Annotated in this window: 18 protein-coding genes; 10 read left to right on the forward strand and 8 right to left on the reverse strand. The window is 40.6% G+C overall.

From position 1 onward, the window contains the following. The first annotated feature begins 107 nt into the window (after positions 1-107). The 6 genes from G457_RS0105665 to G457_RS0105690 all read left to right on the forward strand — a co-directional run bounded on the left by G457_RS0105665 (position 108) and on the right by G457_RS0105690 (position 11,353). Complete coding sequence (locus G457_RS0105665; RefSeq protein WP_035483298.1) at positions 108-1,388, forward strand: glycoside hydrolase family 2 TIM barrel-domain containing protein; 1,281 nt, start codon at positions 108-110, stop codon at positions 1,386-1,388. 154 nt (positions 1,389-1,542) lie between these two features. Continuing rightward, a complete protein-coding gene (locus G457_RS0105670; RefSeq protein WP_035483300.1) occupies positions 1,543-4,995 on the forward strand; it encodes a hypothetical protein in 3,453 nt (1,150 codons plus the stop codon). A gap of 21 nt (positions 4,996-5,016) precedes the next feature. Next, complete coding sequence (locus tag G457_RS0105675) at positions 5,017-6,756, forward strand: glycoside hydrolase family 3 protein (protein ID WP_026945602.1); 1,740 nt, start codon at positions 5,017-5,019, stop codon at positions 6,754-6,756. Between the two features lie 36 nt (positions 6,757-6,792). After that, complete coding sequence (locus tag G457_RS0105680; protein ID WP_026945603.1) at positions 6,793-8,058, forward strand: glycosyl hydrolase family 17 protein; 1,266 nt, start codon at positions 6,793-6,795, stop codon at positions 8,056-8,058. Positions 8,059-8,117: 59 nt separating this feature from the next. Next, positions 8,118-10,463, forward strand: coding sequence for an MFS transporter (locus tag G457_RS0105685; protein WP_026945604.1), 2,346 nt, complete (start codon positions 8,118-8,120; stop codon positions 10,461-10,463). Between the two features lie 5 nt (positions 10,464-10,468). Further along, entirely contained in the window at positions 10,469-11,353 is an 885-nt protein-coding gene (locus tag G457_RS0105690; protein WP_026945605.1) for a glycoside hydrolase family 17 protein, read from the forward strand. Positions 11,354-11,472: 119 nt separating this feature from the next. Here G457_RS0105690 and G457_RS0105695 read toward each other — a convergent pair whose 3' ends face one another. The 3 genes from G457_RS0105695 to G457_RS21100 are packed head-to-tail and all read right to left on the reverse strand — an operon-like array spanning position 11,473 to position 14,613. Beyond that, on the reverse strand, positions 11,473-11,946 hold the full coding sequence (locus G457_RS0105695) for a hypothetical protein (protein WP_026945606.1): 474 nt from the start codon (positions 11,944-11,946) through the stop codon (positions 11,473-11,475). A gap of 10 nt (positions 11,947-11,956) precedes the next feature. Next, a complete protein-coding gene (locus G457_RS0105700) occupies positions 11,957-13,102 on the reverse strand; it encodes a DUF819 family protein (RefSeq protein WP_035483303.1) in 1,146 nt (381 codons plus the stop codon). Further along, positions 13,102-14,613, reverse strand: coding sequence for a M20/M25/M40 family metallo-hydrolase (locus G457_RS21100; RefSeq protein ID WP_035483306.1), 1,512 nt, complete (start codon positions 14,611-14,613; stop codon positions 13,102-13,104). Before G457_RS21100 ends, G457_RS0105700 begins: the two co-directional genes overlap by 1 nt. A 173-nt stretch (positions 14,614-14,786) precedes the next feature. Between G457_RS21100 and G457_RS0105710 the strand changes: the two genes are divergently transcribed. From G457_RS0105710 to G457_RS0105720, 3 genes are all read left to right on the forward strand, one after another. Next, positions 14,787-16,013, forward strand: coding sequence for a sterol desaturase family protein (locus G457_RS0105710; protein ID WP_248602823.1), 1,227 nt, complete (start codon positions 14,787-14,789; stop codon positions 16,011-16,013). 164 nt (positions 16,014-16,177) lie between these two features. Further along, positions 16,178-17,296 carry an XdhC family protein gene (locus tag G457_RS0105715; protein ID WP_026945609.1) on the forward strand — a complete coding sequence of 373 codons (1,119 nt, stop codon included), beginning with the start codon at positions 16,178-16,180 and terminating at the stop codon, positions 17,294-17,296. Beyond that, positions 17,293-17,883, forward strand: coding sequence for a nucleotidyltransferase family protein (locus G457_RS0105720; protein ID WP_026945610.1), 591 nt, complete (start codon positions 17,293-17,295; stop codon positions 17,881-17,883). Before G457_RS0105715 ends, G457_RS0105720 begins: the two co-directional genes overlap by 4 nt. 27 nt (positions 17,884-17,910) lie before the next feature. On the opposite strand, the gene G457_RS0105725 is transcribed toward G457_RS0105720, so the two are convergent. Genes G457_RS0105725 through G457_RS0105735 form a run of 3 tightly spaced genes read right to left on the reverse strand, consistent with a single transcriptional unit; the run spans position 17,911 to position 20,951 of the window. Next, positions 17,911-18,519: a Uma2 family endonuclease gene (locus G457_RS0105725; protein ID WP_026945611.1), complete on the reverse strand. Its 609-nt coding sequence runs from the start codon at positions 18,517-18,519 to the stop codon at positions 17,911-17,913. A 31-nt stretch (positions 18,520-18,550) separates the two neighbouring features. Further along, on the reverse strand, positions 18,551-19,705 hold the full coding sequence (locus tag G457_RS0105730; RefSeq protein ID WP_026945612.1) for a cysteine desulfurase family protein: 1,155 nt from the start codon (positions 19,703-19,705) through the stop codon (positions 18,551-18,553). Between the two features lie 55 nt (positions 19,706-19,760). Continuing rightward, on the reverse strand, positions 19,761-20,951 hold the full coding sequence (locus G457_RS0105735; protein ID WP_026945613.1) for a Gfo/Idh/MocA family protein: 1,191 nt from the start codon (positions 20,949-20,951) through the stop codon (positions 19,761-19,763). A gap of 172 nt (positions 20,952-21,123) precedes the next feature. On the opposite strand from G457_RS0105735, the gene G457_RS0105740 reads away from it, so the two are divergent. Further along, on the forward strand, positions 21,124-23,160 hold the full coding sequence (locus G457_RS0105740) for a glutamine--tRNA ligase/YqeY domain fusion protein (protein ID WP_026945614.1): 2,037 nt from the start codon (positions 21,124-21,126) through the stop codon (positions 23,158-23,160). A gap of 340 nt (positions 23,161-23,500) precedes the next feature. On the opposite strand, the gene G457_RS0105745 is transcribed toward G457_RS0105740, so the two are convergent. Together G457_RS0105745 and G457_RS0105750 are read right to left on the reverse strand one after the other, a co-directional pair. Next, positions 23,501-25,663 (reverse strand): xanthine dehydrogenase family protein molybdopterin-binding subunit, encoded by a 2,163-nt coding sequence (locus G457_RS0105745; RefSeq protein WP_026945615.1) that lies wholly within the window; start codon positions 25,661-25,663, stop codon positions 23,501-23,503. 2 nt (positions 25,664-25,665) lie between these two features. Continuing rightward, a complete protein-coding gene (locus G457_RS0105750) occupies positions 25,666-26,124 on the reverse strand; it encodes a (2Fe-2S)-binding protein (protein ID WP_026945616.1) in 459 nt (152 codons plus the stop codon). Positions 26,125-26,139: the final 15 nt, after the last annotated feature.

Genomic DNA, 26,139 nt, shown 5'->3' on the forward strand with positions numbered 1-26,139 from the left:
GACGTAGTACTCATCCTTGCTATATCAGTCATAAATAAAGTACTTACCAATGTTTTGAAATAAGATTATTTCATTAATAGTCGTAATCAATTTACAATTTAAGCCCAATGAAAATTTCCACCTTTTTAATCCTCGCCTGCCTTCTTTTCCCTAAAATTCTTTATTCTCAAAATTCTCAAGTAGAACTGATTAATGATGATCAAGGAATAAAGCTCTTGGTTGAAGGAGAAAGTTTTATGGTCAATGGTATGAACTGGGATTATTTTCCGAGAGGTACCAATTTCGACTATAGTCTTTGGGATCAACCGGATGAATTCATCATGAAAGCTCTTGATGATGAAATGTCACTTTTAAAAGACATGGGGGTCAATTCGGTGCGAATATACATAGGTATTCCTCCAAGATGGATTACATATATCTACAAGAATTACGGAATTTATACCATGCTCAATCATGCTTTTGGTCGATATGGAATGGACCTTAATGATGGTTGGATGGAAAACACGGAATATTCTGACCCCAGAGTAAGAAGAAAATTACTGAAGGAAGTCGTAGAGATGGTAAAGGAGTACCAAGGGACAGAAGGCATCCTACTCTACCTACTTGGTAATGAAAACAACTATGGATTATTCTGGGAAGGCGCTGAAACAGAGGATATTCCAGAGGAGAATGAGGAATCAATCATCCGAGCTACTGCCATGTACAAATTGTTTAATGAGGCAACTGTCGCTATGAAAAAAATTGACAGGACTGTGCCCATAGCTATTTGTAACGGTGATTTACTCTTTCTAGAGATCATAAAAGAAGAGTGTCAGGACATAGATATTTTCGGAACAAATATGTACCGCGGTTCATCCTTTGGAGATGCTTTTGAGCGCGTTAAAAATGAATTAAATAAGCCCATTCTTTTTACAGAATTTGGTGCAGATGCTTTTAATGCCATTACAAAAACTGAGGATCAAAAGTCTCAAGCATTCTATATGGTTGAAAATTGGAAAGAAATCTATGAAAATGCTGCAGGCTTGGGAAAATCCGGAAATTCCCTGGGAGGATTTACATTTCAATTCAGTGATGGTTGGTGGAAAACCGGTCAAACCGTCGAACTTGATATTCATAATAATGAGGCATCCTGGGCAAATGGCGGATATGAATTTGACTACAAAAAAGGAGAGAAAAACATGAATGAAGAATGGTTTGGGATCACTTCTAAAGGTGAAACAAACCCAGAAGGTTACTATAAACTCTATCCAAGAGCCGCGTATTTTGCCCTGAAAAAAGCACATGAAATAAATCCCTTTTCACCTGGAATGACCCTAGAAAAAATTGAAAAACACTTTTCAGCTATTGATTTAGCCGAATCTATTCAACTAGCCAATATATATAGGTGAACCTCAACCAAAGTCCATGGAGTCCCGAAAAGGCAAAATGTTAGAAAGATTCATGGTATCAGAGAGAAGCAACAAAGAAATTGGCCTTATCGCTCGTTTGGTTGAGCAGATAGCTCTATTTTAAAGTCTTTATTCTTAGTCTAAAAAATTTTATATGCAAAAAAGCATCAGTGAATACGAAGAAAATCAACCAATAAATCTTGAAACCAAGGTCATTGACTCCGAGGTATTTTTAAAAATTTCAAATTCTGATCAAATGCTCCCCTTCTTTATGAGCATTATCAGCCCCTATAATCATTGGTTGTTTATTGGAAGTAATGGAGGGCTTAGTGCCGGTAGAAAAGACCCCGAAAATGCACTTTTTCCTTATTACACTGATGATAAAATCCTCGAGTCATCAGAAGTAACCGGCTCGAAATCAATCATTCGTGTTCAGAAAAACAACCAAACCCATGTTTGGGAACCATTTTCTATCCATTTCGCCAATGAGTATCGGCTGAAAAGGAATCTATACAAGAGTGTTTTTGGTAATAAAATCTTGTTTGAAGAGGATAATCTGGATCTGGAGCTATGCTTTAGATATGAATGGACTACAAGTGATAATTACGGTTTTGTCAAGTCCAGTTATATTTCAAATAATGGAAAAAGCACACTTAACATATCGATCTTGGATGGGATCCAGAATATCATGCCTTATGGCGTAGGAAGTGCCCTTCAAACTATGCGAAGCAATCTGGTGGATGCCTATAAAAGGAATGAACTTGATCGAGAAAGTGGAATTGGGATTTTTGCGCTTAGCGCAATCATTGTGGACAAAGCCGAGCCAAGTGAAGCGCTTAAAGCAAATATTGCTTGGTCACTGGGCTTGGAAAATGCAAAGCGACTCCTCTCCTCTTCTCAATTAAATTCATTCAGAGAGGGTTTTTCCATACAGGAAGAATATGACATAAAAGCTCACAGGGGTGCTTACTTTGTTCATTTCGATTCAGAATTGCACCCGGGAGATAGTAAAGAGTGGATGATTCTGGCTGATATCAATCAGAATGTCTCCCAAATTCGCGCCCTTGCCAAAGAAATAAAAACCGAGCCGAACTTAATCAAGAAAGTTAAAGCAGATATTCAGCGTGGGACAGAAGAGCTAATTAAGCTGGATGCTGCCTCGGATGGATTACAACTTACAGCAGATTCCTTAAAAGACACCCGACATTTTGCCAATGTGATGTTTAACATTATGCGGGGTGGGATTTTTGATAAAAATTATCAAATCGAAAAGGAAGACCTAAAGAACTCTATTCAAAATGCTAACCGAGAGGTTTTCTTGAAGCAAAAAAGCAAAATTGATTCGCTTCCAGGTAAATTCTCCTTTACTCAGCTCAAAGAATTGGCAGAAAATTCTGGAGACAGCCATTTTGAGCGTCTTTGTTTGGAGTATTTACCTTTGAAATTTAGCCGACGTCACGGTGATCCAAGCCGTCCTTGGAATAATTTTTCTATCAACACCAGAAACGAAGACGGATCCAAAGTCTTGGACTATGCAGGAAATTGGCGGGATATTTTTCAGAATTGGGAAGCCTTGGCCCTCGCCTATCCTGACTTCATTGAAAGCATGATCCTGAAGTTCTTAAATGCCTCTACATTTGATGGTTATAATCCATACCGAATCACAAAAAACGGAATAGACTGGGAAAGAATTGAAGCAGATGATCCCTGGTCTTACATCGGGTATTGGGGTGATCATCAGATCATTTACTTGTTGAAGTTTCTGGAATTTGCTGAGAATTATGCACCGGGTCGGTTGGTGAAATTCTTCAAGGAGGATTTTTTTGTGTATGCCAATGTCCCCTACAAAATTAAGGCTTACAATGAGATCCTCAAAAACCCTAAAGACACGATTGATTTTGATCATCAATTAGATCAGCAAATCCAAAGGCGATGGACTTCAATCGGCTCAGATGCTGCCTTGCTTCAAGATCAATCTGGTGGGATTTATCAGGTAAATTTCATCGAGAAAATACTCGCGACAGTTCTTGCGAAAGTTTCCAATTTCATTCCAGAAGGAGGAATCTGGATGAATACACAAAGACCTGAATGGAACGACGCCAACAATGCGCTCGTCGGAAATGGTGTTTCCATGGTCACCTTGTATTATTTGAGAAGGTTTCTAAATTTTTTCACACAGCTATTGAAGCAGAGTACTGAGAATGAAATTCCTGTTTCGGAAGAGCTACTGACATTTTTCAAGGAAACTTTATCTACCCTCAATTCTCATCAGCGTTTGCTTTCGGGTAGTTTTAGCGGCAAAGACCGAAAAAATGTATTGGATGCTTTGGGGACAGCAGGGAGTGATTTTAGAATGAAAATCTATGCTGATTCTTTTAGCGGTGTCAAAAAGAACCTTTTGATCGATGAACTTCTAGAGTTCTCAAGCATTTGCCAAAGCTACCTTGAGCATACCATTAGAGCCAATAAACGTCAGGACAACTTGTATCATGCATACAACCTGATGAGTGTCGAAAATGAAGAGGAAGTCACTATTGAATACCTCAGCGAAATGCTGGAGGGTCAGGTTGCTGCTTTAAGTTCCGGCTACTTGAGTTCGGAGGAGGCTTTGCAGACCTTGGATGCACTTCGAAAAAGCAAGCTCTACCGCGCAGATCAACACAGCTATTTACTGTATCCAAATAAGGAGCTGCCTGGATTCTTGGAAAGAAACACCATACCCAAGGAGGAAATAAAGAGATCGAAACTTTTAAACAGTTTGTTGAAAAAAGCCAATAAAAAGATCGTTGAGCAGGATGTGGATGGAAACTACCATTTCAACGGTAACTTCAAAAATGCATCTGACTTGTCCAAAGCGCTGGAAAACTTAGACCCTGCTCAGTTTGAATTAACTGAATCTGCTAAAAAAGGAACCTTGCAAATTTTTGAAAAGGTCTTTAATCACAAGGCTTTCACTGGACGTTCCGGGACTTTTTATGGATATGAAGGTCTCGGATCCATCTATTGGCATATGGTTTCTAAACTTCAATTGGTTGTATGGGAATGCTGCATTAGAGCCAAAGAGGAGAAAGCTCCACAGGAACTCCTAGATCAATTGATAGATCACTATTACGAAATTAATGAAGGAATTGGGGTGCATAAATCACCAACCGTATATGGAGCTTTTCCAACCGATCCTTATTCCCATACTCCCGCCGGTAAAGGGGCTCAACAGCCCGGAATGACGGGACAGGTCAAGGAGGATATAATCTGCCGATTTGGAGAATTAGGAGTATTCATTCGAGAGGGTAAGTTGTCATTTAATCCATTTATGCTAAAGAAATCAGAGTTTTTGACCAAAAGTCAAACTTTGCCATTTATTGATGTGAATGGGGAGAAAACTGAATTATTTATTGGAGAAAAATCGCTCTGTTTTTCCTTTTGCCAGATGCCAATAGTCTATCAATTGGACTCCAAAGACGTCATTGAAATATCTTTTGGAAATGAATTCAAAACAGTTGCAGAGAATAGTTTGCAATTAGACGAAGAGTTGAGCCAGAAGATATTCAAACGAACAGGAGAGATCAAACAAATTCTTGTAAGGGTAAATGAAGCCTTATTTAACTAATTAAGATACTTTTTAAAATCGATGACATTCAAACTCAAACATGACCAGGAGCAAAAAATTGAGGATTTGATTTCTCAGATGACTTTGGAAGAAAAGATCGGACAGATGTCTCAGGTTCGACATTTTGACGATGTAACCCCCGAGGATATTAAATCCAAGTTTATTGGTTCGGTGATTCATACCCAAGGACCAGTTCCAGGATCTACAGCTGCAGAATGGCAGGACAAATTTTCAGAATTCCAAAAGCAGGCCTTGGATACACGATTAAAAATTCCGCTGTTATTTGGAGTGGATGCCATACATGGCCAAAACACCTTCGAGGGAGCTACCATTTTCCCTCATAATATTGGTTTAGGAGCTGCAGGAAATCCTGAAATAGTTGAGAAAGCAGCAGCGATTACGGCCATCGAGTCTAAGGCTACAGGCTTTAATTGGGTTTTTTCACCTTGCGTTGCCATTCCTTTTAATGAAAAATGGGGACGGGTCTATGAGGCTTTTTCCGAAAGCACAGAGCTCACTTCGAAATTGACTCAAGCCTCTGTTAAAGGACATCAAGGATCAAATGGTAATGAAGGGGTTTTGGCTACAGCTAAGCATTTTATAGGAGATGGAGCTACAGATTTTGGAGTAGAAGGAGGAAATACCTCGCTTACAAAGGAAGAGCTAATCGAGCGCTTACTCCCACCCTATCAGGCAGCAGTCGATTCGGGGGTTGCCTCGGTAATGGCTTCCTTCAATACTTTGAATGAAATTCCAATGCATGCCCACAAGGCTATGATTACGGATTTACTGAAGGATCAGCTAAAGTTTGACGGAATTGTGGTTTCCGATTGGAAGGCTTACTCCCGATTTGGGCAAAATGAAATCATCAATGCAGGCATTGATATGGTGATGGCAGTTGATGGGGACTTGGATGGATTTCAAGAAGGAGTCAAGGCTGGGGTTTTGAATGGTTCTATTTCAGAAGAACGAATCAATGATGCTGTAAGAAGGATTTTGCGTCAGAAATTCCGTTTTGGACTTTTTGAAAATCCTTTTCCTGACAAAAGCTTGATCCAAAAAATTGGAATTCCTGAGCATAGGGCTATTGCACGACAGGCAGTTCGGGAGTCCTTGGTTTTATTAAAGAATCAAAATCAGGCTTTACCTCTAAAGCGAACTTCCAGAATTGTGGTTGTGGGCAAATTTGCAGACAATTCTGGTTTACAGTCCGGGGGTTGGACAGTCAACTGGCAAGGAATGACAGAAAACTATTCAGGTGCTACCACCATTTTGGAAGGCATTAGAAAGTTTGCCTTGCATGAGGTAAAATATGATCCTGATGGCACAGCAGCAATTGAGGATGTAGATGTGGCAGTCATTGTGGTGGGAGAAAATCCATACGCAGAATTCTTTGGGGATGTAGGTGGCGAAATGAATCTATTCCAACTTACCCTTACCGAAGAACATCAGCAGTTAGTACAGTCTTATTCCCAAAAGGGCATCAAAACAGTGCTTGTTCTGATATCTGGAAGACCACTAGTTATTACACCCCAAATGGAACTTAGTGATGCTTTTGTGGCTGCTTGGTTACCGGGATCGGAAGGAGATGGAATAGCTGAAGTTCTATTTGGCTTTTTTGATTTTAAGGGGAAACTCCCCCACTCTTGGCCCAAATCAGTGGAAGATTTCAATGGAAAATATGGTCCTAACTATTGGGAAAGCTCCATTGAACCACTTTTTCCGATAGGTTTTGGACAGTGTTATCATCAAGAAAAATAATCGAATGCTATACAGGAAATTCAAAATCAAATGACTATGAAATCAAGCCTTAAATTACTTTTAATAGGTGCTGCCCTGACAGCAAGCTTTTCTTGTAGTGAAAAATCAACAGATGTGGAAACAACTAAAAATAAAGAAGTGACAGCAAAAGAAATATTAGGAAACCCAGCTTACCAAGCTATATCATTTGGAGGATACAGAGAGCGTTCAAGAGATATACAACCAACCGTCAATCAACTCAAAGAAGACGTAAAAATCCTCTCAGCAATGGGAATCAAAATTCTTCGAACCTACAATGTTCAGCTGCCACATGCAACTACTTTATTGAAGGCTATTAGAGAATTAAAAAAAGAAGATCCGAATTTTGAAATGTATGTGATGCTAGGAGCATGGATTGATTGCAAAAATGCTTGGACAGACCTGGAACCCGACCACAATGTAGAAAGCGAGCAAAATGAAGGTGAAATCGAGCGAGCGGTAGCCTTGGTTAATCAATATCCAGATATTGTTAAAATCCTTGCCGTAGGCAATGAAGCCATGGTCAGATGGGCGACCAGCTATTTTGTACAGCCTTGGGTAATTTTGAAATGGGTCAATCACCTGCAAGAACTCAAAGCAGAAGGTAAACTTCCCAAGGATCTATGGATTACCAGTTCGGATGATTTTTCTTCCTGGGGAGGTGGCGATGCCAGTTACCATACGGAAGATTTGGAAAAGTTGGCCAATGCAGTCGATTACATTTCCATCCATACCTACCCTTATCACAACTCGCATTATAATCCAGCTTTCTGGAGAGTACCTATTGAGGAATCCAAGCTATCTGAACTTGAAAAAGTAGAGGCAGCCATGCTTCGAGCCAGGGATTTTGCCAAATCTCAATATGATTCAGTGGCCTCCTACATGGAAAGTATAGGAGTCGATAAGCCCATTCACATTGGAGAAACAGGCTGGGCGAGTGTTTCTGACGGCTTTTACGGTCCTGAGGGTTCGCATGCTGCTGACGAATACAAACAAGGTCTTTACTACAAGCATATGCGTGAGTGGACTAATGAAGCAGGGATTTCTATGTTTTATTTCGAAGCTTTCAATGAGCAATGGAAAGACGCTGCAAACCCCATTGGATCGGAAAACCACTTTGGCCTTTTTAGTCTCAAAGGGGAAGCAAAGTATCCTGTTTGGGAATTAGTCGATCAGGGTATTTTTGAAGGACTTACCCGAGACGGAAATCCAATCATTAAGACTTACAATGGAGAAATTGACAGCCTTCTTACGAAGGTATCCGCTCCTCCTGCCAACTATTAAATTATAACCCACTTTTGAAATTATCACTTTAAACTACTGACCACCAAATCCAAATAACCATGTCAACCACAGCCAAAACAGTTCCGATGGGGCAAAAGATTGCCTTCGGTGTGGGTATGTTAGCAAATCAAATGTTTCCAGCTTCCCTAGGTATATTTATGGTTGTGCTGGTCCAAAACCTAGGCTTCCCCGGATGGATGTGGGGAATTGTCTACTTTCTGCCTCGTGTACTCGATGCGGTGACTGACCCAATCATGGGCTTTATCTCAGACAATACGAAATCTGTATGGGGAAGGCGTCGGCAATACGTTTTCCTTGGAGCCATAGTCATGGGAGTTGCCTTTTCGGTGATGTGGCAGCTTTACGGAGAAAACACGGTGAATTACAACTTCACCTATTTCCTCTTGGGCTCATTTGCCTTTTATATTGGTCTGACCATATTCAGTGTCCCCTATGTGGCCATGGGTTACGAAATGAGTGAGGACTTCCATGAACGTACACAAATCATGGCTATTGCACAGTGGATTGGACAGTGGGCTTGGGTAATTGCCCCTTGGTTTTGGGTAATTATGTACGATCCCTCTTGGTTTCCGAGCCCAGAAGCTGCTACCCGTCAATTGGCCGTTTGGGTGGGAGTGATATTTGCGATTTGTGCAATGGTTCCTGCTATTTTCATCAAAAGTAAATCAACGCTAAATGAGAAATTTTCACCACTGACTTTTGGTGCAATTGGAAACAGCCTTTCGATAATTATTCAAGGATTCAAAGAGGCTTTTGCATCCAGACCATTCCGCAAGCTTTGTATCTCGACATTCTTTATTTTCAATGCATTCAATACAGTAGCTGGCTTTGTGTTTTTTATCGTGGTATGGCATCTGTTTAGCGGAGACGCAGGAGCCGCGGGGTATTGGACACCGATTTTCGGAAGCGTGGGTGCATTGGTGACTACTTTCATCGTAATTCCTATCGTGGCAGCTATGTCAAAAAGAATAGGCAAAAAAAATGCATTCATGGTATCTCAAAGTATTGCATTAGTAGGCTATGCTTCCTTGTGGTTCCTATTCGTTCCGGGTAAGCCTTGGATGTTTATTTTTTCTCTCCCCTTCCATTCCTTTGGAATTGGTAGTCTTTTCGTCCTAATGATGTCCATGACAGCGGATGTAATTGATTTAGACGAATTGAATTATGGGGTTCGCCGGGAAGGTGTATTTGGAGCTATTTATTGGTACATGGTGAAGTTTGGTTTCGCAATAGCAGGTGGTCTGAGTGGAGTGATTTTGACCGTAGTAGGTTTTGATGGGAATGCGGCTGTACAACCTGAAGGAGCTGTGGATGGACTTCGACTTTTCTTCTCTGGACTACCAATGCTGGGTACGATGGTAGCTATGTATATCATGCACGATTATGACGTGGATGAAGCAAGAGCAAATGAAATCCGGGAACAATTAAAATTAAGAAAAATAGAAAAAAACAAGCCTGCCAGTATCTATACCCCCTATCAGCCAGGTACTGTCATAAGCCTTTCGGAGCAAGAAAAAGCTGTTGCACTCCAGTTACAAAATAAGTTTGAGGGGAAATCCTCAGGAGAAATCAAGTCGCTTTTCTCACAAGCCTTAGAAAAGGGTTTTCATGGGCTTTGCTTCAGTCCCTACTTGGAAGGCCAAAATATCGGTGACGTATTATCTGAAGATCAGATCACACGCAGAATGAATATTGTGGCTCCCCATACTCAGTGGATACGCTCATTTTCTTGTACTGATGGTAATGAATTGATACCAAAAATAGCGAAGCAAAAAGGGCTTAAAACCATGGTTGGGGCTTGGCTAGGAACAGACAAAACCAAAAACGAAGCTGAGATTTCACAGCTCATAAAATTAGGAAAACAAGGCTTGGTGGATATTGCTGTCGTAGGCAATGAGGCACTCCTTCGAAAAGAACTTTCAGAAGAGGAAGTACTTCAGCATTTGAAACTAGTCAAAAATGCACTTCCTGATATTCCGGTAAGCTACGTAGACACCTATTATGAGCTATTTCAGCGGCCAACGATCGTGGCAGCATGTGATGTAATTTTGGCAAATTGTTATCCATTCTGGGAGGGTTGCAGTATTGACCATGCTCCGGTATATCTTCAAAAAATGTATGAGACGGCCAAAAGTATTGCTAATGGAAAAGAGGTTATGATCACAGAAACAGGGTGGCCAGATTCCGGTGAGAGCCTAAATGATGCTATTCCATCCTCTGAAAATGCTATGAAGTACCTCATTGCGACTAATGAATGGGCACAAAGTGAGGGAATAGCCTTATTTAACTTCTCATCATTTGACGAGCCATGGAAGGTACATCATGAGGGAGAAGTCGGCCAAAGCTGGGGAATTTGGGATAAAAACGAAAAATTAAAATACTAATAATTATGTCATTTAATGCTGAGAAAGTATTGGCGCTTGCAGGAAGAGATCTGCAGGGATTATCAAAAGAAGAATTGGCTAAATCATTCAGAGAATTGCTTCAAGATGGGCTTTACGGTTTCTGTATAAGTCCCTATGAAGAAGGTCAACAGCCTGGGGACACTTTGACAGAAAAGCAAATCAGAAGAAGGCTGGAAATCCTACAACCTTACACAAAATGGATCCGAACTTTTTCTTGTACAGAAGGAAACGAGCTCATTCCCGTTATCGCAAAAGAAATGGGAATGAAGACTCTGGTTGGTGCATGGTTAGGAACAGATGACCAAATCAATCAAGCCGAAGTTGATGGCTTGATCAGATTGGCAAAAGAAGGCTATGTGGATATTGCTGCGGTAGGAAACGAGGTAATGTATCGCAAAGATCTGACAGAAGATGAATTATTAGATTTTATCAAGAAAGTGAAAGCCGAAATACCCAAGGTTCCCGTTGGCTATGTGGATGCATATTATGAGTTTGAGCAAAAACCACGGATTACTGATTTATGCGATGTCATTCTTGCTAATTGCTATCCATACTGGGAAGGATGTGCATTGGACTATTCCCTACTTTACATAAAGGATATGTACAATCGTGCCAAGAAAGCAGCAAATGGAAAGCCGGTACTCATCACGGAGACGGGTTGGCCAAGTCAAGGAAGTCCACTCTACGGAGCCATTCCCTCCGATGAAAACTTTTTGAAATACTTTATCAACATCCAAACCTGGTCAAAGTTGGATAATATTCCAGTCTTTTATTTTTCTTCTTTTGATGAGTCTTGGAAGGTAGGAACTGAAGGAGATGTCGGAGCCTATTGGGGTATCTGGGACAAGGATGAAAAGTTGAAATACTAAAACTCAAAGAGCTACTCGAAGATTGGGTAGCATTTTTCTTCTTCAAGGTAAACCACAGTTTGAATTCTCGTCAAAAACATAGAATGTTTATATTTAACCTCTTGAGCGTAAGGCTTACTTTACGCCAATTCTCTCATCTTTTCTTGAAAGTCATATTGCAAATCTTCATGAAGTCCTGATATCAAGTTCTCAGCTTTTCTGATTTGAATTTCATATAGATTTTGGATCACAGGATGGCGATGAGCAAGATAATTGTACTCCTTTAATCGCTCACAAAAAAATAAAATCAACTCTGCCTGATCTTCCTTCTTTTTATTCAATTTCAAAAGCTTGTTCATTTTTCTACGAATAGCCTGAGCCGATTTTTTGGCATAATAGCCATGTTGGGTATTTGCTTTTTGAAATTCCAATTCCAGCTCTTCTTTTGCCATTTCTAGGAATAGGCCGGGATTATCTTTTTCATGAAGTTTAAAAAATAGGTAAGCTTTATTGTCCCTACTGAATTTACTAAGCTCAGCGATCAACTCCACCAATTCCTGCTCATTTAGAAAGGAAAGGTCTTTTTTAAGCTGAGATAGACTTGGAAACTTCATGGATTCGATTTCAAATTATCTGGAACAAGTAAATAGTCAACATTCCCCAAGCAGTACCTGTCACCATACTCAAAATTGCCAAAAGCACAGCATGAGGCATCAGATCTTTTCTGTAAGCAGCTGTAACAGCCGGAGCCGTGGAAATTCCTCCTAGATTAGCCATTGATGCGATAGGCACCCAAATTAAATTCAATTTTAGGGCTTTAGAAACGATAATCATTCCCAAGAAGTGGAGAACCAACCATAGCAAAACGACAATCACGAAGGTAAGAGGTAAAGTTAAATTGCTAAAGTCAAGTTTCAATCCTAAAATGGCCATCACTAATACGATACCTACTCCACCCAGTTTTAGTGAAAATGCTGCGTTCCAGTTTGGAATCAGATTGCCAAGCAACATCCCTAAAATGGATAAACTGATGACAAGATTTAGAAAAGAGGGTTCGAGCAAATAGGCGATACCGGCAACGCTTAAAAATAGGACTGCGATAATCCCGGGATAAATTTTCTTTCCACTTCTGTTTTCCTCTGTAGCTAGATTCATTGGCAAAGGATCCTTAATACCCATTAATTCACTCAGCTTCTCCCCTTTTTTGATAAACTGAAACATAAGGATCGTCCAAATATTCACAAGGATGTTGTCTAATACCAATACAGAAAGAAAAACATTTTCGGGAGTTTGGGCCAGTTCTTTGAGAATTAACTGAGAGGTACTGCCACCTATCCAACCACCTACAATAGGTACTAAACCCTTCCAGTATTCTTGATTTATAAATATTTGCTGTGAGTTTGGGGAGAAAAGGGATGCTCCTACAACCAAAATCACAGGAAGTGTTGCTATAAATAGACTTCCAGCAAAAAATAAAATTAGAGGTCGGGCTCCAACAATTGCTAGCTGCTTTAACGGTAAAGCAGACATTACGGCCAAAAGTGTAATGGGAATGATCCAATTGCGGCTCCAATCATGAATAATCACTCCAGATAGATCCCAATTAAATGCATGTGTAAAGCAGGCAGGGATAACATAGGCGAATAGTATAGCTGGAAACCAATTCAAGATTCCTTGAATAATAGGCTTTTTTACCTTATTGATTTTCAATACAAAAAATACAGTAACTAAAACAATTACTACAGCAAGAATATCTGGATAGGAGCTCATCAAAATTCTTGAGTTAATATTCCTAGGCAAGTCTGAATTCCTTCCAAATAGTTACCGATTCGGATATTTTCATTCGGTCCATGAATGTTGTTATCAGGATTTGGAATGCGAACCGAAACAGCTGGCGCTCCCAAGATATTAATAAAAGGTGCCATCGGTTGAGAGCCGCCCGTTTGGCGGGTTTTAATATATTTTTCACCAAAGACATGACGCATTCCACGGTCCAGCCAATTTGCAAAATCAGAATCCATAGCTGACCTAAAAGGCTGAGAGCCATTTCTACTTTGGAAAGAAGCGATCTTGGAATAGGTCTTTCTTTCGAGCTCGGTTGGTTCATCACCTTCAATTAAATAGAAACCTTGATCTAAAATGAACTGCTTCAAAAGCGCCAACTGCCTTTCATTGGGAGTTTCTTTTACTGTTCGCATATCTATCTCCACTACCGCTTGAGCAGGAATCAGTGTCCGAACCTCCTTTCCCGTCCAGCCAGCACTTATCCCCCGGATATTCAGAGAAGGATACTGCAGGGCTTCCTGATAGTTTCTTCCAACTTTTTCGGCTTCAGCGAATCCCATTTCCAGGGCCATGACTTCATTATCCTCAGGTATCTCAGACATCGCTTTTAAATCTGTCTCAGAAATGGAAACTCCATCATAAAAACCAGGTATCAAAACTCTACCACCTTCATCCTTCATAGCGGTTAAGAGTCTTGAAAGTTGGAATACGGGATTGGGTGCAAAATTGCCATATTGGCCGCTATGGAGGTTATTTGATGCACCAAAGACCTTAATTGTAGCTGTCACTATTCCTCTTGCTCCAAAAGTTAGGTTGGGAAGATTGGAAAAATGCCGAGTTCCGTCCATGATCAAAATTCCATCAGATTGAAATAAGGCTTTGTTTTCTTCCACAATTGGAGCCAATTCCGGAGAACTTATTTCCTCCTGAAAATCCAAAATAAACTTCAGATTTATGGTGGGTTCTATACCCTTTTCTTTCAGTATTTTCAATGCTGTGAAAAAAGCCATGGTAGGACCTTTTGAATCAGATGAAGAACGAGCAAATATCTTCCATTCAGGATTAATTATTTCATCCAAAGAATCCCAGGAAATAGATTGCCATTTTCCATTCATCTCTTCCATGAGTTCAGGAATGTAGGGACTCTTTTGGTTCCAAGCGGTCGAATCCACTGGTTGACCATCCACTTGCATGTATACAAGAATAGTCTTCTTTTCTGGATCTAATTTCCCCTGCGCAAATAAGTGAGGGATTCCATTTCCAGTCAAAATTTGTGTTTGGAAGCCTAGATTCTCCAGTTCCGCCTGGGTCCAGTTAAGATTGAGAGAAATATCCTCATCTATTTTACCATTGTTTGGGAGACTTAAATATTCTCGAAATTCAAGTAAAGAAGCTCTTAAATTCGATTCAGAGGAAGTTATTATTTCGGTTCTTGATAGCTGTCCAAAGGCAAGCTGAGAAGCGAAAAAAAAGGCAGCAAAAAACGATTTCCGCATAAATGATGTTTTTGAATTGGAATTTAGGAATCTTTGGATAATTCAAAAGCCTTGATAAGAATCAAATAATGTGATTTTCAATCATGCTGCTTGAATCAAAGATTGGGATTAGCTAAGTTTATTTTAGAAATATTATCTAAATGGAATCCTACGGCAAAATATTATTAATCGCGATGCCAGCTTTTTTTGTGCTGGTATTGTTTGAAAAATTCTGGGGAGTTTGGAAAGGCAATGACACAGTCCCTGTAAATGACATGATTTCCAGCCTAAGCTCCGGCATCACTAATGTGACCAAAGATGTCCTGGGGCTCAGTATCGTTATCATTTCCTATGATTGGTTGTTTTCCAAGTTTGCCATATTTCAAATCGAAGCAACATGGCTAGTCTATGTAATTGCCTTTTTTGCTCTGGATTTTGCAGGTTATTGGACTCATAGAATTGCCCATGAGTATAATTTGTTTTGGAACAATCACATCATCCATCACAGCTCGGAGGAGTTCAACTTGGCATGTGCTCTCAGGCAAAGTATTTCTTCCATCGTAAAGATTTTCGCTGTTTTCTTGATTCCTGCTGCCTTTTTTGGAGTTCCTCCTCAAGTTATCGCCATTGTGGCACCTTTACATTTATTTGCCCAGTTTTGGTACCATACTCGCCATATCGGCAAAATGGGTTTCTTGGAAAAAATCATCGTAACCCCCTCCCACCACCGGGTTCATCATGCCATCAATCCCGAGTATTTGGATAAAAACTACGGACAGATATTTATTTTTTGGGACAGATGGTTTGGGACCTATCAGGAAGAGCAAGATGATATTCCTGCTGTTTACGGGGTTACCAGACCTGTAAGAACCTGGAATCCTATTAAAATCAACTTCATGCACCTTTGGCTTCTGATTAAAGACGCCTGGCGCACCAAAAACTGGGCTGATAAATTCAAAATTTGGTTTATGCCCTTGGGATGGCGTCCAGAAGACGTAGCTGAAAAGTACCCTGTCAACAAAATCAGTGATGTCTATAACTTTGAAAAGTACAATCCCTTTCTATCCAAAGGCATGCTGGTTTGGAGCTTTGCGCAACTGATTGTTCTTCTTTTGTTGCTGAGTTACTTATTTGGAAATATCTCCACCATTGGTGCACCAGATATATTCTATTATGGTGGTTTTGTGTTTTTGACAGTCTTCGCTTATACAGAACTGATGGATCGCAACCCCAATGCTTGGGCTTGGGAATTATTAAAGTCAGCCTACGCATTCTATTTCATCATTTCGACCGGTGATTGGTTTGATTTGAATAAGTTTTTGCCAGGATCGATTTATATTTTTGCAGGGTATTTAGTGCTCTCTACTTTATTTTCGATTTGGTTTTCCTTCAGAAAAGAAAGGCTCCAACTCGCCAATTAATCCGAAGAATAGATATAAAATCGAACAGAATTTAAGTAATGCACATAGAAGGATGCCCTGAGGAATCGGGGAAAATGTGCGACCTTCCTACCATAGTCAGAGATTACATCCCAACCTTGCAGTACGGGAGAAGTTCTGACCGCCAATAGACAGATTAAAAACTGATGAAAGAATTCAAACAAATCGTAGAAGCATACGAAAACTGTAAAGAATTAGGTAAAAAGGCAGCACTAGCTACTGTGGTACAGGTTATCGGCTCGGCTTATCGTCGTCCTGGTGCAAGGATGCTGGTCACTGAAGATGGAAATCTGACTGGAGCTATTAGTGGCGGCTGTCTTGAAGGAGATGCGCTTAGAAAAGCGCAGATGGTCATTTTCCAGCAAAAGTCCATGCTCGTGACCTATGACACCACGGATGAAGATGATCAAAAGTTTGGTGTAGGACTAGGCTGCAATGGGATTATTCACGTTCTCATTGAGCCGTTGGATTTTCTGGACCAATCGAATCCTGTGGAGCTGATCAAAGAAGCCGTCAAAGGGAGAGAAACCTCCCTCTTGTTGACACTGTTTTCAGTTCCAAACTCACGCTCAGAGCAAATTGGGACGGTTTTTCTACAAAAAGGGAATCATCAATACGGAAATACAGAGAGGATTCATTCGCAGCTTTGGCTCAAATTGAAACATGAGATTCAGGCTTTTGACCAAAATACAAGTCAAATCCATGTTTATCCAGAATTTGATGAATTATCCGTTTTTTTTGAATTGGTAAAACCTTCAGTTCGCTTATTACTTTTTGGTGCTGGAAATGATACGATTCCAGTTGCTAAGCTTGCAGAATTGCTAGGCTTTGAATTGATACTTATCGATGGCCGAAAGACTATGGCCACTCCTGCCCGTTTCCCTTCAGCCAAAGAGATTATCGTGTCTCCTGCGGATGAACTGGAAAGTAAAATCGAGTGTGATTTGAATACAGTCGCTTTATTGATGACCCATAATTTTGAATATGAGGTAGCTGTTTTGGCGGATTTACAGAAGTATATGATTCCCTACATTGGAATATTAGGGCCTAAGAAAAAGACCGAAAAGCTAATCGACAGGCTTCAAAGTCAGGGCATGAAAGTTTCTAAAGAAAACCTGTATGCTCCTATTGGTCTGGAAATAGGCGCAGAAACTTCAGAAGAAATCGCACTCTCAATTCTTGCAGAGATAAAGGCTGTCTTGAATAAAAAACAACCGATTTTTTTACGGGATAAGCAAGGCCCTATTCACGAAATAGGGGTATGAAAACAGGATTGATTATCTTGGCTGCAGGTTCATCCTCTCGTTTAGGAAGACCAAAGCAATTAATTGAAATTCAGCGAAAAACATTAATACAGAGAGCTGTAGATTACGCTTTAAAAAGTAAATCTAACTCATCGATTGTCGTATTGGGATGGAATCCTGAATTGATCCGAAGTGGCTTTGATTCAAGTCGAATACCTAGCGTCATCAATGAAAATTGGGAAGAAGGAATGGCTTCCAGTATGCAGGTTGGACTTCGGTATTTAATTCAAAAAGATCAAATAGATCAGGTTATTTTGATGCTTTGTGATCAGCCCTTTGTAGAGGCAAAGCTTTTGGATCAGTTGATTTTAGCCAAGAAAGAAAGCGATAAAGGAATTGTAGCCTGTGCTTATTCTGAAACCTTGGGAGTACCTGCACTTTTTGATCAAAAGTACTTCGAAGAAATGCTTGCCTTAAAAGGTTCAGAGGGAGCTAAAAAGGTCATTTTGAAGAATAGAGAAGATGTTTTTGCAATAGACTTTCCACTTGGAAAGATCGATTTGGATACGGAAGCCGATATTGAAAGATTGAAGGATTTGAGGTCTTGAAGATTTCACTTTCCATTATATTCGTATCTACTCGATATTATGAAAAAATTCCTTCAAATCCAGGATAAACCCCTCAATCACATTAGATTTTACCACATCACCTGAGGTCATCATCCGGGAAGTGACGTACCTTTTATCTATAAGGGTGTTAATTGTAAAGGTTTGATTTTCAGGTGAAACGATCCAATATTCTTTTACTTCCTGAGACTCGTAAAGATCGAATTTGTATCGTAACTCTGTTTCATTATTGCTAGGTGAAAGGATTTCTACAATTAAATCCGGAGCACCCAAACAACCTCTGTCGTCCAACTTATCAAAATCGCAAATCACGCAGATATCAGGTTGAACCACGTCGAATATTTGACTGTCTTCATTAGATGTCTTTGGAAACCGAACATCAAAAGGAGCTTCGTAAACTTGGCATCTTTTACCTTCCAAAAAAGTATAAAATTTGGTAGCGAGTTTCAAAGATATTCTTTGATGAATTCTTTTTGGTGCGGCAGCGGCTTTTTTGAAGATCTTTCCTCTAATCAGTTCAACTACTTCATCAAACTGCCAAGTCAAATAATCTGAATAGGAATAGCGACCGTATTCGACATCAGGTTCTTTCGCTATGATTTGTTTTTTCCTTTCCATAACCTAAATATACTGATTTCAAGCATTTTAATTAAGTTGAAATAACAGTTCTCAAGTCATGGATAACGGATTTTACCCAATCGATTGCCTGATCAATGTCTGTCTCACATGTACTTTTTCCCAGCGAAAATCGAATGGAGGCCCTACCCAAATCCGAATCTAATCCCATTGCAGCTAATACATGGCTCGGTTTGGGAGAAATAGAGGTACAGGCTGACCCAGAGCTCACCGCTATTTTTTGATTGAGTCTTTTCAGCAACTCCTCCCCTTCCACTCCACCAAAAGCAATATTGCTTACGTGCGGCAAACGATTTTCTTGACTCCCATTCAAATAAGTGTTAGAAATCTCCAAAAGACTCTTTTCCAATTGATCACGCAAGGCTTTAAGCCGATTTCCTTCAGCTTCCATTTCGTTCATTCGAATTTCTGCTGCTTTGCCAAAGCCAACAATTCCGGGCACATTGAGCGTTCCGCTTCGCATTCCTTTTTCATGACCTCCTCCATGGATTTGAGCCAGAGGCTTTGGCAATTCATGATTATGACGCACATACAAAGCCCCAACCCCTTTGGGTCCATAAAACTTGTGTGCCGAAATAGCCATCAAATGAATGCCTTTTGTGAAAACAGGAATTTTCCCTGCGGCCTGAACAGCATCACTCATCAAAATAATTTCTTTTGAAGCGGCTAGGTGGGCGATTTTATCCATGGGATGAATAATTCCAGTCTCATTATTGGCCCACATCAGACAGATCATCTTGGTATGAGGTAGAATGGATTTTCCCAATTCCTCCAAATCAATATTTCCCTGATAATCAACGGCTAAATAAGTCACCTCTCCTCCCCTTTTCTCAAGTTCAGCAAAGGTGTCCAAAACTGCTTTATGCTCTGTTTGAGCAGTTATATAATGCTGCTTTTCCCCAAAATAAGCTTCGAAAACCCCTTTAATTCCGAGGTTAATAGCTTCGGTAGCTCCTGAAGTAAAAATAATTTCTTTTGCCCGAGCACCTATCAAATTTGCCACTTTTTCCCGTGCTTCTTCTACCGCATTCTCAGCCATCCAGCCATGGGGATGACTTTTGCTGGCAGCATTTCCAAAATGATCCTGAAAGTACGGGAGCATTGCCTCGACTACTTCAGGTGCACAAGGAGTGGTAGCATTATAATCGAGGTAAATTGGGTAGTTCATTGCCTGAAATTAAAAAATTCCATTCGCTATTAAATACCTGCACCAAAACATGTCTTTAACCATTCCAGGTTTTTAATTCTCCTTGATAAAGAGATTGATTGGCTAAGGCTACCAATTTGGCTGTATTTCCGGCGTTTTCAACATTACAAAGCGGAGTAGCCTTTTCTTCCAAACATCGATAATAATCCTCCAAGGCATAAATAGTCCCATCCTTGGTCGGTTCATCCACTAATTTGATCGCATTTCGATTTTCAGTCCAAGTGATGGGGGTAGCACCGGAAACACCATCTACTTCCTGGAGTTTTGCTTTAGCTTCAGGCTCAGGATAAAAAACTCCATCATTGGTAAGTAAAGAGATTGTTCCTTCTGTTCCTTTGATTTTGAATGCATAGCCTTCGTATTGATTGCCACAGGTCGCTCCAAAATTTCCAACCATCCCCGCTTGCTCATAGCGCAGAGTCACCTGTACATTGTCAAAAGTCTCTCTTCCATCTTTGTAATAATCAATGCCTCCCGTGCCATAAATGCGATCAGGTACTGTATCAAAAGCCCAATTAATGAAATCCATTTGGTGAGATAAGAGCTCAGCTACCAATCCACCAGAGTATTCCTTATACATCCTCCAATTGACTTGACGCTCAAATTCTGGCGAAGGAACCGGTCTTCTCCAGCTAGCATTGCGATCCCATCGGGCAGAAACCTGAGTGATTTTACCCAACCAGCCTTTTTCGATATAATCTTTGACCTTGAAATAAAGCGGAGAGTAGCGATACTGATGACCAACTTGAATAGTTTGATTTGGATAATTTCTAACCAATTTCTGAAAGGCCTGAATCTCTTCCAAAGTAAAAAGCATGGTCTTTTCGAGATAAAGGTTTTTCCCTGCTTCTAAGACTGCTTTTGCATGTTCAAAATGAGCATTCAAAGGAGTAGAAACTACTACAGTATCAATTTCAGCACTATCCAAAAGCTTTCTGTAATCTTGATGCACTTTCAAGTCAGGGTATTGTTCTGCAGCTGGTTGGGCACGAAAAGGAAGCACTTCGGCGATGGCTTTGACCGAAAATTTGTCGGGCATTCTATTCATGACACGATGTAATCCTGAACCTCGGTCACCATAGCCAATTATTCCTACATGATAGATTTTCTTTCGCTTCTGGGTTAAAATGCTGGCACCGACACCCAATGGAAGACTGGAAACAGCCGCTGCTACTCCCGCTTTTTGTATAAAATCTCTTCGTTTCAATTCAATTATATTTTGGCTTTATATTAAGTTTTTATCTGGAAAAAAGTAAGGAAATATTGACTATTGGTCTAATAAATCACGAAATCGATTTTTCTAAACATTCAATAGAAGAGGCTTTCATTCAGTTGCAATTCACTTCTTTTAAAGTAATTTTGACTTTCAATTATCTATGATGAAAGAAACAGCAGAATCACTCAATTTTATAGAACATATTATAGAGGAAGACTTGAAAAACGGTTTTCCTAAGGATAAACTTCGATTTCGCTTTCCTCCAGAACCTAATGGCTACCTTCATATTGGGCATGCAGCTTCAATTTGCCTTAATTTTGGTTTAGGAGAAAAATACAATGCTCCGGTAAATCTTCGGTTTGACGACACCAACCCAGCAAAAGAAGAACAAGAATATGTCGATGCCATCAAACGGGATATTGCTTGGTTGGGATTTCAATGGGCCAATGAGTGCTATTCATCCGATTACTTTCAGCAATTGTATGATTGGGCGATCCAACTGATCAAGGAAGGAATGGCCTACGTAGACCAACAAACCTCTGAGGAAATTGCTGCACAAAAAGGAACTCCAACTACCGCTGGAACGGATTCTCCATTTCGAAACAGACCAATTGAAGAAAGTTTGGATTTGTTTGAGCGAATGAAGAATGGAGAGTTTGCTGCGGGATCCTATTTGCTACGTGCAAAAATTGACATGTCTTCGCCAAACATGCATATGCGTGATCCGATTCTTTATCGGATTGTAAATAAGCCACATCATCGTACAGGATCGGATTGGTGTATTTATCCCATGTATGATTGGGCACATGGCCAGTCCGACTATGTAGAGCAGGTTTCTCATTCACTTTGTACCTTGGAATTTAAGGCGCATAGAGAGCTCTATGATTGGTATTTGGATCAGATTTATGACTCAAGCTTATTGAGACCCAAGCAGCGCGAATTTGCACGTCGCAACTTAAGCTATACTGTGATGAGCAAGCGCAAGCTTCTGGAGCTGGTCCAAAAAAACATTGTATCCGGCTGGGATGACCCTAGAATGCCTACCATTTCCGGTCTAAGAAGACGAGGATACACCCCTGATTCTATTCGGAAATTCAGTGATCTAGCAGGTATTTCAAAGCGGGATAATGTCACAGATGTGTCATTGCTTGAGTTTTGTATTCGGGAAGATTTAAATAAAACTGCTACCCGGGTAATGGGTGTTTTGAATCCAGTAAAATTGGTGATTACCAATTATCCAGAAGGAAAGTCAGAGATTCTTCAGATGGAGAATAACCCAGAGCAGGCTGATTCTGGTACGCATGATGTGCCTTTCTCAAGAGAATTATACATTGAGCGGGAGGATTTTAAAGAAGATGGAGGAAAGAAGTTTTTTAGACTTTCCTTGGGAAATGAAGTTCGCTTGAAAAGTGCTTATATCATTAAGGCTGAATCAGTTGTAAAAGATGAATCAGGAGTTATTCAGGAAATTCATTGTACCTATGATCCAGAATCAAAATCAGGAAGCGGCACAGAAGCTAGCCAACGAAAAGTGAAAGGCACCTTGCATTGGGTTTCTATCGAGCATGCAATTCAGGCTGAAGTTCGGGAGTATGATCGTTTGTTTCTAGACGAAGCACCAGATAGCCATGAGGATAAGGGATTCTTGGATTTCATAAATCCTGAGTCTTTAAAGGTTATATCCAATGCGTTTCTGGAACCTCACTTGGCCAATGCTACGATGGATGATAAGTATCAATTCCAACGATTAGGCTACTTCACCTTAGACTCAGACTCCAAGGATGGTAAACTGGTTTTTAATAAAACGGTGGGGTTGAAGGATACCTGGGCTAAGCAAAATACACCTCCCGCTCCAGCTAATCAGCCTAAGCAAAATCAAAATTCCTCTCCGCAAGGTCAGAAAAAGCCATTGAACGAGATTCAACAAATCAGTAAGAAGTTGACCAACTTCTCCGGAGATAAGTTGGAAACCGCCTTATCCTCCATCGCTACCCTAGCAGAGGAAATTTCATATGATGAATTAGAACCATTATTCAATACTGCAGCTAAGAAAGTTGGAACCCGAATCGGTGTGATGGTTGCCTTACGGGTTTTACTTGAAAAAGGTCAAGAGAAAACTTCAGCAGCTGCTGAATTCATTGCAAATGGAAAGGCTGATGATAATGAGATTTTGAGAGCAGAAGCGGAGAAGATTAATTGAGAAATTGAAATATATGATTGTCCGTAAAGATGCCATTAGCCTAATTTTCTTTTCTAAAAAAGACGGATCCGCGTCTGCAGACAGGACCCAGATGTCCGATGACCGATGCCTGCATAAACCTATCATTTTAGCAGAATTTTAGCCATTCAGTTTTTCTACTGGTAAAAGCGGATATACATATTGAAATATCTGAATATTGAGTAATTAATCTGTTCCAAAAAAGTATTTACCAATCAAAAAACAAAAAGCCTCTAGAGTCAAATCTAGAGGCTTAATCATTTAATCTTTTTGCTTCGATTGGATTAATTTTAAAATTTTTCAATCTTTTAATTTTCCAATTTTAGGACCTTCGGATTTCAAGTTTCACATCGGAAAATTCCTTTTGCTCAATGAACGGTTGACTTCGAAGTCTTCTACCTGTCGCTGCAAATATGGCGTTGGCAATGGCACCACCTGTAGGTGGAAGAGCAGGCTCTCCCAGACCAGTTGGATCATATCCAGAATCTACGAAGTGAGTTTCAATTTCCGGAACTTCCTTCATTCGGATCAATCTGTATAAATCGTAGTTTCGCTGCTTAGGCACACCGTTTTCAAAGGTAAGATTCGTATACATTGCATGCCCCATTCCGTCTACGATTCCTCCTCGAACCTGATGGTTTGCGCCAGTAGGATTTACGACCATTCCACAATCGGTCACAGCCGTTATCTTCTTCAAAACAGGTGAACCACCCTCCATCTCGATATCTGCCACTTGCGCTACATAGGATCGATGTGAGAAATAAACACTAAAGCCCTGTTTCACATTTGAGTTTTTACCCCAATTGGATTTTTCCGCAGCAGTTTTAACCACTCCAATCATTCGGTCCACATCATAGCCTAATCTTCCCACAGGATTATTTTTGGCTCGATCTAGTAGTTCTAATCTAAATGCAACTGGGTCCTTTCCTGCTTCCAAAGCCACTTCATCTAAGAAGCTTTGCTCTGCATAGGCCAGGAAGTTGGTAATTGGAGCTCTCCAAGCATTGGTAGTGATGCTAGAGTCGTAATTGATATTTTCGATTAATAAATTATCAACAGCTCCGGAAGGGAAGTTATTCTCCCGAGTGGAATTACCCGCATTCATCCCTACTCCACGAAGCTTGTATCCAATCATGGTTCCACTTTCATCCAATGCCGCCTCAAATCGATATCTAACTGCTGGTCTGTAAGCTCCTCCAGTGAGTTCATCTTCTCTACTCCAAGTAAGTTTCACCGGAGCATTGATGGCTTTAGAAATATGTACCGCCTCTTCGACAAAGTCTGCACGAAGTCTTCGGCCAAATCCACCTCCCAAACGGGTAATTTCTACCGTTAGATTTTCGGCAGGAATTCCAAGGATTTGGGCAGCAGTTTGTCTAGCTCGATCAGGAGTTTGCGTAGGACCAATCAGCTCGCAACGATCTCCTTGCACATGTGCAAAGAAGTTTTCCGGCTCCATAGGTGAATGCGCTAAAAATGGACATTGATATTCTGCACTCACCACTTTTGCCGCATTGGCAAATGCCGATTTAACATTTCCGTCTTCTCTCCTTACTTCCGCTTTGCCATTGGCAATTAGATCCTGGAATATTCGATCATGGTCAGCAGTGCTTTCTACAGTTCCGTCAGGCTCATATTCTACTCGAAGCAATTTTTTAGCTTTCAGCAAAGGCCAAGTAGAGTCCCCTACCACTGCTACAGAATTACCGAACGTGACTACATCGGTCACTCCTGCCACTGCTCTGGCAGCGCCATCTTCCACAGATTTGATTTTCATTCCAAAAGGAGCGCGCTGTACCATAGCATGCTTCATTCCCTCTCGGTAGAAATCCAATCCAAAGAGTGGTTTTCCGGTATAAATTTCACGGGCATCCACATTTTTCACTGGAGTGCCTATGATTTTAAAATCTTTTTTATCCTTTAAAGTAACCTCTTCAGGTGTCTCCATCTGAGCTGCCTCTCCTACAAATTCTCCGAAATGACCAGATTTTCCGGAGCCTTTGTGGGAAATGATTCCATTCTCGACACTAATCTCCTCAGCGGGTACATTCCAGGCTTTTGCAGCAGCCGCTACCAAGACATACTTTGCTGTAGCCCCTGCTTTTCTAAGCCTTTCCCAGCTATGAGGCATGGCTCCTGATCCACCCGTAAGTTGGCGATCGTATTTTTCCGTATCCAGGTTGGCCTGCAAAACTCGGACTTTTGACCAGTCTGCATCGAGCTCTTCAGCCACGACCATAGGAAAAGAGGTTTTTATATTTTGTCCCAATTCAGGATTAGGGGAATAAATCACCACATCTCCGGATGGAGCTATCGAAAGATATGCATTGAAGTTTTTTGCATTGGCAAGTACCTGCTCGGTACTCAAAACCTCGACCTTCGGGCTATCACAGCTAGACCAGTTGAATCCTATAAATAATCCACCAGCAGTTAAGCCAGCAGCTTTTAAGAAGTCTCTTCTACTTTCTCTTTTTACAGTTTTCATAATTACATGTTTTTGGCTGCCTCTGCTACTGCTTCGCGAATCTTGTGATAGGTACCACAGCGACAAATGTTTCTGTTCATCGCATTGTCAATTTCCTCCATACTGGGATTAGGATTTTGCTTCAAAAAAGCCACCGCTTGCATAATCTGTCCTCCTTGACAGTAGCCACATTGTGCCACATCTACTTCCTCCCATGCTTTTTGTACGGGGTGATCACCGTTTTCTGATAGCCCCTCAATGGTCGTTACCTCGGAGTTACCCACACTTGAGATGGGGGTCACACATGAAAAAGTAGGATTGCCATTCAGATGAACAGTACATGCACCACATTGGGCGATACCACATGAAAATTTTGTACCTACTAGTCCCAGGTGATCACGAAGTACCCACAACAAAGGAGTGTCATCTTCTACGTCCACCTGATGACTCTTTCCATTTACTTTAAGATTGAAACTGGCCATGGTTCTTTTTTTTAG

The sequence above is a fragment of the Algoriphagus marincola DSM 16067 genome, from assembly GCF_000429405.1.
Lineage (GTDB): Bacteria > Bacteroidota > Bacteroidia > Cytophagales > Cyclobacteriaceae > Algoriphagus > Algoriphagus marincola.

Coding starts and splice junctions, on each gene's coding strand:
- G457_RS0105665 (WP_035483298.1), top strand. CDS start 108: ATGAAAATTTCCACCTTTTTAATCCTCGCCTGCCTTCTTTTCCCTAAA.
- G457_RS0105670 (WP_035483300.1), top strand. CDS start 1,543: ATGCAAAAAAGCATCAGTGAATACGAAGAAAATCAACCAATAAATCTT.
- G457_RS0105675 (WP_026945602.1), top strand. CDS start 5,017: ATGACATTCAAACTCAAACATGACCAGGAGCAAAAAATTGAGGATTTG.
- G457_RS0105680 (WP_026945603.1), top strand. CDS start 6,793: ATGAAATCAAGCCTTAAATTACTTTTAATAGGTGCTGCCCTGACAGCA.
- G457_RS0105685 (WP_026945604.1), top strand. CDS start 8,118: ATGTCAACCACAGCCAAAACAGTTCCGATGGGGCAAAAGATTGCCTTC.
- G457_RS0105690 (WP_026945605.1), top strand. CDS start 10,469: ATGTCATTTAATGCTGAGAAAGTATTGGCGCTTGCAGGAAGAGATCTG.
- G457_RS0105695 (WP_026945606.1), bottom strand. CDS start 11,946: ATGAAGTTTCCAAGTCTATCTCAGCTTAAAAAAGACCTTTCCTTTCTA.
- G457_RS0105700 (WP_035483303.1), bottom strand. CDS start 13,102: ATGAGCTCCTATCCAGATATTCTTGCTGTAGTAATTGTTTTAGTTACT.
- G457_RS21100 (WP_035483306.1), bottom strand. CDS start 14,613: ATGCGGAAATCGTTTTTTGCTGCCTTTTTTTTCGCTTCTCAGCTTGCC.
- G457_RS0105710 (WP_248602823.1), top strand. CDS start 14,787: ATGCCAGCTTTTTTTGTGCTGGTATTGTTTGAAAAATTCTGGGGAGTT.
- G457_RS0105715 (WP_026945609.1), top strand. CDS start 16,178: ATGAAAGAATTCAAACAAATCGTAGAAGCATACGAAAACTGTAAAGAA.
- G457_RS0105720 (WP_026945610.1), top strand. CDS start 17,293: ATGAAAACAGGATTGATTATCTTGGCTGCAGGTTCATCCTCTCGTTTA.
- G457_RS0105725 (WP_026945611.1), bottom strand. CDS start 18,519: ATGGAAAGGAAAAAACAAATCATAGCGAAAGAACCTGATGTCGAATAC.
- G457_RS0105730 (WP_026945612.1), bottom strand. CDS start 19,705: ATGAACTACCCAATTTACCTCGATTATAATGCTACCACTCCTTGTGCA.
- G457_RS0105740 (WP_026945614.1), top strand. CDS start 21,124: ATGAAAGAAACAGCAGAATCACTCAATTTTATAGAACATATTATAGAG.
- G457_RS0105745 (WP_026945615.1), bottom strand. CDS start 25,663: ATGAAAACTGTAAAAAGAGAAAGTAGAAGAGACTTCTTAAAAGCTGCT.
- G457_RS0105750 (WP_026945616.1), bottom strand. CDS start 26,124: ATGGCCAGTTTCAATCTTAAAGTAAATGGAAAGAGTCATCAGGTGGAC.